8 protein-coding genes are annotated in these 11,038 nt (G+C 73.7%); 4 read left to right on the top strand and 4 right to left on the bottom strand.

Annotated features, from left to right (window positions below; all coding sequences use genetic code 11):
• Positions 1-71 precede the first annotated feature (71 nt).
• From ABZ793_RS34160 to ABZ793_RS34150, 3 genes are all read right to left on the bottom strand, one after another.
• Entirely contained in the window at positions 72-1,541 is a 1,470-nt protein-coding gene (locus tag ABZ793_RS34160) for a GTPase domain-containing protein (protein ID WP_357465049.1), read from the bottom strand.
• Positions 1,538-3,379, bottom strand: coding sequence for a dynamin family protein (locus ABZ793_RS34155; protein WP_357465047.1), 1,842 nt, complete (start codon positions 3,377-3,379; stop codon positions 1,538-1,540). The genes ABZ793_RS34160 and ABZ793_RS34155 overlap by 4 nt, the downstream gene beginning before the upstream one ends.
• Before the next feature lie 104 nt (positions 3,380-3,483).
• Positions 3,484-4,368, bottom strand: a complete 885-nt coding sequence (locus ABZ793_RS34150; protein ID WP_357465044.1) for an IniB N-terminal domain-containing protein — start codon at positions 4,366-4,368, stop codon at positions 3,484-3,486.
• Positions 4,369-4,666: 298 nt separating this feature from the next.
• On the opposite strand from ABZ793_RS34150, the gene ABZ793_RS34145 reads away from it, so the two are divergent.
• Genes ABZ793_RS34145 through ABZ793_RS34135 form a run of 3 tightly spaced genes read left to right on the top strand, consistent with a single transcriptional unit; the run spans position 4,667 to position 9,020 of the window.
• A complete protein-coding gene (locus ABZ793_RS34145; RefSeq protein WP_357465042.1) occupies positions 4,667-5,941 on the top strand; it encodes an Hsp70 family protein in 1,275 nt (424 codons plus the stop codon).
• Positions 5,942-5,946: 5 nt separating this feature from the next.
• A complete protein-coding gene (locus tag ABZ793_RS34140) occupies positions 5,947-8,544 on the top strand; it encodes a helix-turn-helix transcriptional regulator (RefSeq protein ID WP_357465040.1) in 2,598 nt (865 codons plus the stop codon).
• On the top strand, positions 8,541-9,020 hold the full coding sequence (locus tag ABZ793_RS34135; RefSeq protein WP_357465038.1) for a roadblock/LC7 domain-containing protein: 480 nt from the start codon (positions 8,541-8,543) through the stop codon (positions 9,018-9,020). Before ABZ793_RS34140 ends, ABZ793_RS34135 begins: the two co-directional genes overlap by 4 nt.
• Before the next feature lie 76 nt (positions 9,021-9,096).
• On the opposite strand, the gene gdhA is transcribed toward ABZ793_RS34135, so the two are convergent.
• Entirely contained in the window at positions 9,097-10,434 is a 1,338-nt protein-coding gene (gene gdhA, locus ABZ793_RS34130) for an NADP-specific glutamate dehydrogenase (RefSeq protein ID WP_357465036.1), read from the bottom strand.
• 114 nt (positions 10,435-10,548) lie between these two features.
• Between gdhA and ABZ793_RS34125 the strand changes: the two genes are divergently transcribed.
• Positions 10,549-10,869: a MazG-like family protein gene (locus tag ABZ793_RS34125; protein ID WP_357465034.1), complete on the top strand. Its 321-nt coding sequence runs from the start codon at positions 10,549-10,551 to the stop codon at positions 10,867-10,869.
• Positions 10,870-11,038: the final 169 nt, after the last annotated feature.

Below are 11,038 nucleotides of genomic sequence, written 5' to 3'. Positions count from 1 at the left end.
ATTTCCGCTTGACGCGGCGGGCGGGTACCCCTGTGCGGGGTGCCGGCCAGCGGCGTCTTCGCATCCGACCGTCAGCGGCCGCCCTCGGCCAGTTCGGCGAGCATCCCCTCGCAGCTGCGGACGACGACCTGTGCGCCCCGCCGCTGGGTCAGCCGGAGCGAGCTGTCCTCCGCCCGGTTCCGCCAGCTCCACTGCGCGTCGGCGGCGACATCCCAGAGCTGCTGCGTGGTCGCGCCGTGTTCGACGCCGAGTCGGGCGGCCAGGCCGACGCCGTCCCCGCCGACCAGCCGCCGTGCCTCCTCGGCCAACTCGGTGTCGAAGCCGAGCCGGGTGTTCCGCAACGCCGCGAGCAGTCGCAGCTCCTGGAACTCGTGCGCGCCGGCGAGGATCTGCTCCAGCATGGTGAGCAGCTCATCGGCGCCCGGTTCGGGTTCGGCTCGCAGCAGCGCCTCCACGGCGACCATCGCCGAGCGCGCCTTGAGCGCGTCCCGCCGGTCGATGAGGAGGCGGTTCACCGACTCGCGCAGCTCGGTCAGGCCGCTGCGGCGGATGAGTTCGGCGGACAGCTTGGCCCGGTTGTCGCAGCCGGTACGGACCAGGGTGGTCGCGAGCCGGACCCCGAAGAGGCCGAGCCGGTCGAGCAGCGCGGCGCGTACCTCGGCGTCCAGCCGTACGGGTAGCTCGCCGCCGGCGAAGCGGTCGGCCGAGAGCAGGTGGGGCTCCAGGGCCTCACGGGGCACGCGGGCCAACTGCGCGAGCACCGCGAAATCCGACTCGCTGAGCACCCGGCCGGCCAGGCCGATCAGCCCGCTGCACGCCACCGTGTCCACGCAGAGCGCGTTCACGCGGGGGTCGCGGTACTGCCGGCGGGCGAGTTGGCGGGCGGTGAGCAGGGCGTCGATCTGTCCGCCGCCGGTCTCGTCGGCCCGGGACAGCACCAGGACGACGTTCACCGGGGCCGCCTGGCCGACGGCGCTCTCCCGGCTGCTCTCCAGGACCCTCAGGTCGGTGCCGCGACCGTCCCGGGTCAGGTACAACACCGCGTCGGCGTCGCGCAGGACCCGGTCCATCACCGGCGCCCGGCCGTGCTCGTCCACGCCGGTGATCGCGGGCGTGTCGATGAGGGTCACCTGCCGTAGGGCCCGGGTGGGCCACCGCACCACGATGTCGCGCAGCTCGCCGGCTCGCCAGCCGACGAGGTCCACCCGCATCCCCGTCGCCGACTTGACCATCGCCAGCTCCTGCGGCGGGTGACTGGTCGAGTAGGCGATGGCGCGTGGCTGCGGCGCGTCCTCGTACCAGGTGAAGACGTCGGTGCCGTCCGCGTCGCCGACGGGCGCGACCTCCTCGCCCATGATGGCGTTCAGCACCGTGGACTTCCCGCAACGCCAGGGGCCGGCGACCGCGAGGCGCAGCGGCTGCTCCAACCGCGCCAGTTGGTGACGGAGAGCAGCGGTGGCCCGCGGGTTGTCCCGGTAGAGCTGCAGGGCGCGCTGCAGCAGCCCCCACACCGCCTCGTCGAGCCGCAGGCCGACGGTCATGCGGGGGACCCCAGCCCCGCCGGGGCGGTCCGGGCCCCGGTCAACTGTTGGGCCTGGTCGTAGAGCGCGGCCAGCCGGGTCATCTTCAGTCGGATCTCGCGCTGGCGCTGCTCGCGGACGGCCATGTCGGTGTCGGCAGCCTGCTTGGCGGTGCGGAACGACTGGATGATGGCCTCCTGCAACTCCTCGGTCAGCGCGGTGAAGTGGTCTCGGAGCATCCGCTGCACCTGCCGGACGGTGTCCCGGCAGTCCTTGTTCATGCGGACGAAGTAGTCGTCGACGTGGCGCTGGATCGCCGTCTTGACCGTCGACTGGCGGCGGCGGAGCAGCTGTCTGCTCTCGTCGTGGATGCTCTTGCCGCCGAACAGCGCGCCGGCGCCGATCGAGACAGGGTTGATCATCGGCATGCCGGCCAGCGTGAGCGCAAGGCCGAACATCAGCAGGCCCCCGTACGAGCCCTTCATGCCGGTGATCACCTTCTGGCTCGCGGTGAACCGGTCGATGTGCGGTCGTTCGATCTCCGGCAGCCGGTCGCCGAGGTCCTCCGGCACGGTCACCGACCAGGGCGGCAGCACGTCGTAGCCGTACCGGGCGAAGTTGGCGGCCACCCGGCGCGCGGCCCAGTCGCAGCGCTGGACCAGCCACTCGTGGTTCGCCTCCGCCGCCTCGGTCATGCTGCGTTCGAGCCAGTCCTGGAAGGTGTCCCAGGCGACGAGCGGGTCCGCCGTGTCGAACGCCTCGTCGACCATTCGCAGGATCTGGCGGGTCCGGTCGCGCAGGTCGTACTCGATGTCGGAGAGCAGGTCGCCCATCTCGTCGCTGAGGGTGTTCTGCCAGCGCGTGGAGCAGCGACGCAACTCGTCGACCTCCCGCTGGGCCGCGTGCAGCTGGGAGATCGGGCCGGACTGCTGCTGCGCCTCCTGGCTCTCCAGTTCGGCGCGCAGCGGCGCGGCGAGCTGCTCGACCACCGTTCGAGCGGTCAACGCCACCGAGGCGCGCGCCAGCGGATCGGCCTTGCCGGCCAGGTCCCGCTGGAGCCGGGCGATCAGCACCGGGAAGCCCGACTCGGCGTTGAGCTCGCGGTCGTCGGTGACGGCCGCCCGCAGGCGTAACGCCGACGAGACCGGGATCAGCGCCGCCGGTACGCCTGCCTCGGCGAGGTGTCGCCGGTTGCGTTCGGCGACGGCACGCCAGTCCGTCACCAGGTCGGTCTTGGTCTGCACCACCACCACGTTCGGGTGCGACCGGGTGATGTGCAGCAGCATGTTGATCTCGGCGACGGAGAGTTCCCGGGTCGAATCGGAGACCAGCAACACCGCGTCCGCACGACTCACGGCGGCGATCGGGATGCCGCCACCGATCGCGGTCGCCTCGTCGCTGCCGGCGGTGTCCACCAGCACCAGTCCGGCGCCGAGCAGCGCCCGCGGCAGCCCGATCTCGACGTGCGCGGGGCCGCCGCCGGGCCGACGCCCGAGCGTGCCGGCCACCGCGGACGCGATCCGGTCCACCGGTACCGCGGTTCGCTCGACGGTCCCGGCGTCGACCGGGCCCGCCGCGGGCGGCGTGTGGACCACCGCCGCCGAGGCGACCTCGCCGTGGCGCACGACCGTCGGCAGCACAGTGGTGGAACCGTCCCCGACCGGGCAGACCGGAGCGTTGACGATCGCGTTGACCAACTGGCTCTTGCCCTGGTTCGGCTCGCCGACGACCAGGACGCGCAGGGTCGGGTCGAGCAGTTGGACGCGCTTGTCGCGGACGGCCTGGAGCAGATCGCCCCGTCCGTGTTCGCGGCACGTGCGGGCGATCCCGTCGAGCACGTCCAACCAGATCCCCGCCATCACCGCACCAAGTGTGCGGATTTCGGCTCAAATATCAAGAGGGATGCGGAGAAAGCCGGATCGCCGTCCGCGATCCGGCTTTCCCGCCGTCGTCCGGAAAACGGTCAGAGCAGACCGTCGCCGAGACCCAGCAGCCCGCCGCCGGAGGAAGCGGAGACCTCGCCGTGAACCTCGGCCTTGCCGCTCACACCGCCGGTGACGTCACCGGTCACGCCGCCGACCGCGCCGGTGACGCCGCCGAGGACGCCGTCCACCTGGCCCGTCACGCCGCCCACAGTCGACGGCACGTCGACCGGCGGGACCAGGCCGGTGCCGCCGTCACCCAGACCGAGCCCGCCCAGCGCGTCGTCGCCACCCAGCGAGCCGACGATCCCGCCGACCTGGCCCTCGGCGCCGGACAGCGCGCCCCCGAGCAGGCCGTCCGGAGTGCCGAGCAGGCCGTGGTCGGTGGCGTCGAGCACGGTGCCCGGGTTGCCGACCGTGCCGGCCAGATCCCCGACCACCGGGTCGGCCGTGGTGTCCACCGCGCCGACCACGTCGGCGTCGAGGGTGTGCGCCAGGTCGTGCACCCCGACGAGATTGGTGTCGAGACCGCTCTGCCCGACACCCAGGCCGATCCCGGGCAGTACGGTGGCCGTGACGCCGACGGCCGCCGGGTCGACGGTGATGGCGCCGAGCACACCGGCCTTGACGTCCAGGCCGCTGTAGCCGCCGACGCTGAGCTCCGGCGTCGCCGTCTGCAGCTGACTGACGGCGCCGGTGACGTCTGCCACGAGCGGGTCGGCTCCGAGCTGACCGGTCACCGGAGCCACCGGGGCGAGCCCCTGGGTCGGGGCGTAGTCGACCACCAGCGGGACGACGTCCTGCACGTCGGCGGGGGTGATGTCGGTGAGGCCCGCGGCCTGCAGCGCGCCCTCCGGGTCGAGGTCGAACGCCGCCTTGGCGTCGGCGTCGGTGAGCAGATTGAGCACGAAGTCGTGCAGGGTCATGTGCGGGATCTCCTCGATGTGCGTCGGCGACCGTTGATCGTCGACACCGACGCTATTGCCGGTGACCGGCTCCGGTCATCGGGGCCGAGCCCCCGACCCGCCCCGCCGGATTAGGGCACGCGCCCCCTCGTACGTTAGGGGGAATGGGGGGTCCCGGCCCGGCCTGATTTAGGGTCCTGATGCCGGAGTGATCTCTGGTACGAACGTAGGAGCCCACGGGGTTTTGCCGGGGGTGGTCGCCGCGCGGTGTGGACGCCGTCGCCCCGACCGGCCGACTCGCGGTGAGGGAAGAAAGCGCATGCCGTACGTCCTGGGGATAGACATCGGAAGCACCAACACCGCGGCCACCGTTGCCCGGCGACAGGGCGCGACGTGGAGCCGCCCCGAGGGGGTCCCGCTGGACGCGGGGTCGGTGATCGTGCCGTCGGTGCTGCACCTCGCCCTGGACGGCAGGCTCACGGTCGGCGAGCCCGGCACCGACGACGGGGCCCGGACGGCCCGGGGCTTCGTGCGGCGGGTCGGCGACGACGTGCCCCTGATGCTCGCCGGCGAGGCGTGTCCACCGCAGACGCTGACCGCGGTGCTGACGTCGTGGGTGGTCGAACGCGTGCGCGACCGCGAGGGCGAGCCCGCCCAGGCCGTCGTGCTCAGCCACCCGGCGGGCTGGGGCCGGCATCGGCGCGAGCTGTTGCACGCCGCCCTGCGGGAGTTCGGCCTGGGCCACGTGACGCTGCTTCCGCGTACTGTCACGGTGGCCGAGAGCCACGCGGCACGGGGCTTCCCGGGCAGCGCCGCCGTGGTCTACGCCCTGGGCGGCAACACCTTCGAGGCGGCCCTCGTCCGCCGCACCCCACGCGGCACGTACGAGACCTTCGGCTTCCCGCAGGGGCTCGAGTGGATCGGCGGTGCCGACTTCGACGAGGCGCTCGCCGAGCACGTGCGCACCGCACTCATCCGTGACCTCGGCGGCACCACACCCCGGCAGGCGTACGACCCGCTGCTCGGGCTGCTGCCCGGGTGCGAGCGGGCCAAGCGTGAGCTGACCGTCGGCACGCAGACCGACGTGCTCCTGACGCTGCCGAGCGGGCCGGCCCGCGTGCCGGTGAGCCGGGTGCAGTTCGAGGACATGATCCGCCCGGCGGTGCAGGCGACGATCGACCTGCTGCTGCGGACCGTACGCTCCGGCGGGCTGGCGCCGGCGCAGCTCGACGGCGTCCTGCTCGCCGGCGGGTCCACCCGGATCCCGCTGATCGCCGAGCTGCTCGCCGCGGCCCTTCCGATACCGGTCGAGGTGGAGCCTGATCCGCAGCTGACCGCCGCGACGGGCGCGGCCCTCGCCGCCTGTCAGACGGTGTCGCCGCGCCCCCGGCGCGAGGGGCGGGACGACGGCCCGGCCCCCGATGGCACCGCCGGCCGCGTCGGTGCGCCGGCCGTCGCGCCGCAGCACCGACCCGATCACCACCGCGGGGTCGCAAGCGAACCACCACCGCGCCCCCCGGTCCGGTTCGCCCCTCTGGAACTGCCGAAGGCGTCCCGCCTGGCGCTGGCCCGCCGGCGGGGCGGCAGAGGATGACCAGCATGACCATGAGCGGCGTCGCCGGGCACCGGCTGGTGCTGGACCGGCGGCCGCAGGGCCTGCTCGACGCGGTGGCGGCGGCTCCGACGTCGCCGCTGGTGCTCGGCGTGACGGGCCCCGGCGGCCACGGCCGCAGCGCCTACCTCCAGGAGCTGGCCGCGGTCTACCGGCGGGCCGGGTGCACCGTCCTCGAGAGCGCGCCCGACCAGCCCGACGCGGTCGACCCGGACACGGTGCTGCTGGTCGACGACGCGCAGCTGCTGGACGACGCCCGGCTTCGGGCGCTGCGCCACCTGGTGACCGCCCGCCGGCACCGCCTGGTCGTCGGCTACCGACCGTGGCCCCGGCCGGCGGCGCTGGCCGAGCTGGCCGCCGCGTTGCGGCGGGACGGGCACCTGGTCCTGCTCACCCCGTTCACCAGAGAGCAGACCGCCGCCTATCTCGCCTGCGCGCCGGAGCTCGGCCGACAGCCCGACCTGGTCGACTTCGTGCACGGGCAGACCGGCGGTGTGCCCCGCTACGTCGAGCGGCTGGTCCGCGGGCTGCGCGGCCAGCAGGGACCACCGGACGTTCCCGCGGAGCCGTCCCGGCAGGTCATCCTCGAGTTCGGGCCGGATCTGGAGGACCTGGCTCCCGACGTCCGACGGCTGCTGCTCGCCGTCGCGGCCGGCGTACCGCTGCCGGTGGACCTGCTCGGCGCGCTGCTCGACCGGGAGCTGGCCGAGGTGGACGAGCTGATCGGCGCGACCCGGGCGGCCGGGCTGCTCGGCGCGGACGGCCGGCTCGCGCCGATCGTGCGGCGGGCGGTGACCGCGCTGAGCCCGGTCACCGAGCGCACCGCGGTCTGGCTCCGGCTCACCCAACTACAGCTGGCCCGGGGTGGGCCGGTCCTCCCGCTGGTTCGCTCGCTGCTCGCCGCCGGAGTGGCCGGCGAGTGTCCGGCACCGACGCTCGAGGCCGCCGCCGAGGAGGCGCTGGCGGGCGAGCCCGCGGTCGCGGCGGAACTCTTCGCCGCGGCCACGGTCGCCGGGCGGCCCGCCGCCGTCCGGCAGGCGGTCGCCGCGGCGCTCGCCGGTGATCTCGACCTCGCCCTGCGGCTGGCGGACCGGCTGCTCGCCGCGGCCCCCGCAGCCGAGCAGGTGGAGGCGGCGGTGGTCGCCGCGACGGCGCTCGCACACCGTGGCCAGGGCGTTCGCAGTGTGGAGCTGTACCGGTGGGCGGGCGGCGCCACCGCGGAGGCGTTCGCCGCCCTCGGCGCACTCGCCGTCGGCCAACAGGTCGACGGAGCGGACCCGCCGGCGGACGACCGTGCCGGTGGACCGCCCACCCTGCACCACAGCGCCGCCCGGCTGATGGCCGACGGAATTCGGGGCAGCCTCGCCGGACCACCCACCACCGCGCTGTCCACCCTCGTGCAGGCAGCGGCGCTGCTGGAGCCGGCAGGCCGGGCGGTGCTCCTGCCGGACAGCCCGGCCGCGCTCGCCGCGTTGACGGCGATGCACTGCGGCGAACTGGACATCGCCGAGGGGGTCCTCGACCGGGCGGTGACCAGCGGCATCGGCGGTCCGCTGTTGGCCCGACGGCACCGGTTGCTGCAGGCCTGGATCGCGATGGTCCGAGGAGGGACCGGCCTCGCGGCCGACCACCTCGCCACGGTGACCGCCGGCGGCCGGCCGCTCGAATCGCGCGACCTGCTATTCGCCAGGGCGATGGAGATGGGGATCGCCCGGCGCAACAGTGACCTCGGCGCGCTCCAGCGTGGCTGGGGCGCCGCCCTGGAGGCGCTGGTCCGCCACCCTGTCGACCTGTTCACGCTGCTGCCGCTCGGCGAGTTGGCCATCGCCGGGGCACGCCTGGGCCACCTGAGCCGGCTGGAGCCGTACCTGCGCCAGGCACGGCAGTTGCTGGCCCGGCTCGGCGACCCGCCGCTGTGGACCGTGCCCCTGCACTGGAGTGGCCTGCACGCGGCGATCCTCGCCGAGCGACCGACGGCGGCCGACGACCACGTGGCCGCCCTGCTCGGCGCGGCGGACCACAACCGGTACGCCACGGTGGTCGCCGCAGCCGCCGCCTGCTGGGTGGAGGTGTTGCGCGGGACGGTCGACCCGGTCCGGGTGGAGGCCGCCGCCCGGGGGCTGCACGACGCCGGGCTGTGCTGGGACGGCGCTCGGCTCGCCGGCCAGGCCGCCATCCGCACCTCGGACCGACGGGCGATGACCACCCTGCTGGACTGCGCCCGGATGCTGCAGGGACGCCCGGCCGGGGCCAAGGGCGGGCAGCGCCCTCCGGGCGGTCTCGCCGACGCCGTCGCGAGCCCCGCGGGGCACCGCCTCAGCGAGCGGGAGTGGGAGGTGGCCGAGCTGGTGCTCGCCGGGTCGACCTATCGCGAGATCGGTGACCGGCTGTTCATCTCGGCGAAGACGGTGGAGCACCACGTGGCGCGGATGCGGTCCCGGCTCAACTGCGCCAACCGGGCCGAGTTGCTGTCCCTGCTGCGGACGATCCTCGCCGACCGGTCGGACGGCGCGACTCGGCAGACCTGGCCGGAACGGACGCCGTCGAGGTCCCGGTCACGAGAGCAAGGAGAGGACGACAGATGACGCCTTCCGTGGTCAGCGTCGGCAGCCTGAGCAGCGCGCTGAACGACCTGGTCGACCGCGTGCCGGGGGCAGAGTACGCGGTGGTGCTGTCCCCGGACGGGCTGCCGCTCGGTGTCTCCCGGAGTGTCGACGACGAGCTCGCCGGGCAACTGTCCAGTGTGGTCGGGGGACTGGAGGCATTCGGCCTGGCCGCGGCCCGGGTGTGCGTCGGCGGGGCGCTGCGTCAGGTCGTCGTGCAGATGTCCCGGGCGTTCCTGTTCACCGCCACCACCCGGAACGGGGCGATCCTCACCGTCCTGATCGGCGGTGACGCGGAGGTCGGCGACATGGCGTACGAGGTGGCGCTCTTCGTCGGGCAGGCCGAACGGCACCTGCCGGTGCGCCTCGATGCGGCCTCGACGGTGCGGGGCGGGGACACCGGTGCGGACTCCGGCCCGGCCCCCACCTGGCCGGGTCCGTCGGTGACCCACCGCTGACCGCCGCACGAGCACATCGACCAGCGGGACCAGCCGGCGTCGAGCCCGCTGACGCCGGACCGGGCCAGCCTCGCAGTCAGATCAGGCCGTGCGCCAGCATCGCCTCCGCCACCCGGCGGAACCCGTCGATGTTCGCCCCGGCCACGTAGTCGCCGGGCAGGCCGTACTCGTCGGCGGTGGCCCAGCAGCGGTCGTGGATGTTCCGCATGATCCCCCGCAGCCGCTGCTCCGACTCGGCGAAGGTCCACGAGTCCCGGCTGGCGTTCTGCTGCATCTCCAGCGCGCTCACCGCCACCCCGCCGGCGTTGGCCGCCTTGCCCGGCGCGAACCGCACCCCGGCCCGGCCCAGGATCCGCACCGCCTCCGGCGTGGTGGGCATGTTCGCACCCTCCACCACCGCGACGCAGCCGCCGGCCACCAGCGCCGCGGCCTCCGCGCCGCCGATCTCGTTCTGCGTCGCGCACGGCAGCGCCAACTGGCAGGGCACGTCCCAGACGGTACGACCGGAGACCGCCACCGCGTGCGGCACGTGCCGCGCGTAGTCGTCCAGCCGGGCCCGGCGCCGTTCCTTCAACTCCCGCAGCAGTTCCAGGTCGATGCCCTTCTCGTCGAGCACGTAGCCGGACGAGTCCGAGCAGGCGACGACCTTCCCGCCGAGTTGGTGCACCTTCTCGATCGCGTAGATCGCCACGTTGCCGGAGCCGGACACCACCACCCGCTTGCCCTCCAGGCTGTCCCCGGCCTGCCGCAGCATCTCCTCGGCGAAGAACACCGCCCCGTAGCCGGTCGCCTCCCGGCGCACCTGCGCGCCCCCGTACGCCAGGCCCTTGCCGGTGAGCACGCCCGACTCGTACCGGTTGGTGATCCGCTTGTACTGGCCGAACAGGTAGCCGATCTCCCGGCCGCCTACGCCGATGTCCCCGGCCGGCACGTCGGTCTCCGCGCCGATGTGCCGGTACAGCTCGGTCATGAAACTCTGGCAGAACCGCATCACCTCGCGGTCGGAGCGCCCCTTCGGGTCGAAGTCCGCGCCGCCCTTGCCGCCGCCGATCGGCAGCCCGGTCAGCGCGTTCTTGAAGATCTGCTCGAAGCCGAGGAACTTCACGATCCCCAGGTACACCGACGGGTGGAAACGTAGCCCGCCCTTGAACGGGCCGAGCGCGCTGTTGAACTCCACCCGGAAACCCCGGTTCACCAGGACCCGGCCGTGGTCGTCCTCCCACGGCACCCGGAAGATGACCTGCCGTTCCGGCTCGCAGATCCGCTCGATGATCCTCGCCTCGGTGTACTCGGGGTGCCGGGCCAGGGCCGGACCGATGCTCTCCAGCACCTCGCGCACCGCCTGGTGGAACTCCGGCTCTCCCGGATTGCGGGCGACCACGCTGTTGAACACCGTCTCCACGGACTCCGGCATAGGACACGTCCCTTCACTACTTGCTGGTAGCCACGTTGCTACCACCCGGCACCCGCGTACCCGCCAACCGTCCCGGGATACGGACCGTGACCTTCGTCCGGTTCACTATTCGCCGTGGACGACTCGATCTGGGCCGCGGTCCGGGCCTCGCGCGGCTGGCTGGACGCCGCCAACGGCACCGGACAGGCCGAAATGACCTGCCGGATCCTCAAGCTCACCGAGGAGGCGGGGGAGGCGGCGGGCGCCTGGATCGGTCTGCTCGGCCAGAATCCGCGCAAGGGCGTCACCCACACGCGGGACGACGTGGCGGCGGAACTGGCGGACGTGGCGTTCACCGCGCTGGTCGCCATCGAGAGCCTCGGGCTGGACGCGGCAACGGTGCTCGGCTCGTGTGCGGCCAAGGTCCGGGGTCGGGTGGGGCCTCTTCCTGGGTGAGTTCGTTCCTGGGCTCTTGTGGGTGTGCTTGCCTCGCTTCGCCCGGGGGCCGGTGGCGGGCGTTGGCGCGGCGGTGTGGGTTTGCGGTGCGTGGTGGTGGGGGTGTGGGGGTGTGGCCCGCCGTGCCCGGCTCCGGGCGGTCAGGCTTGATCCCTGCGCCGGGCACGGC

The organism is Micromonospora sp. NPDC047465, from assembly GCF_040643125.1.
In the GTDB taxonomy this organism is placed as follows: domain Bacteria; phylum Actinomycetota; class Actinomycetes; order Mycobacteriales; family Micromonosporaceae; genus Micromonospora.
Note: the sequence above shows the minus strand (reverse complement) of the source record. Positions and strands in the feature narration are given on the sequence as shown.

Excerpts from the sequence above, each read along its gene's own strand:
- ABZ793_RS34135 (WP_357465038.1), top strand. The coding sequence starts at position 8,541 with ATGACGCCTTCCGTGGTCAGCGTCGGCAGCCTGAGCAGCGCGCTGAAC.
- ABZ793_RS34160 (WP_357465049.1), bottom strand. The coding sequence starts at position 1,541 with ATGACCGTCGGCCTGCGGCTCGACGAGGCGGTGTGGGGGCTGCTGCAG.
- gdhA (WP_357465036.1), bottom strand. The coding sequence starts at position 10,434 with ATGCCGGAGTCCGTGGAGACGGTGTTCAACAGCGTGGTCGCCCGCAAT.
- ABZ793_RS34145 (WP_357465042.1), top strand. The coding sequence starts at position 4,667 with ATGCCGTACGTCCTGGGGATAGACATCGGAAGCACCAACACCGCGGCC.
- ABZ793_RS34155 (WP_357465047.1), bottom strand. The coding sequence starts at position 3,379 with ATGGCGGGGATCTGGTTGGACGTGCTCGACGGGATCGCCCGCACGTGC.
- ABZ793_RS34140 (WP_357465040.1), top strand. The coding sequence starts at position 5,947 with ATGACCATGAGCGGCGTCGCCGGGCACCGGCTGGTGCTGGACCGGCGG.
- ABZ793_RS34150 (WP_357465044.1), bottom strand. The coding sequence starts at position 4,368 with ATGACCCTGCACGACTTCGTGCTCAATCTGCTCACCGACGCCGACGCC.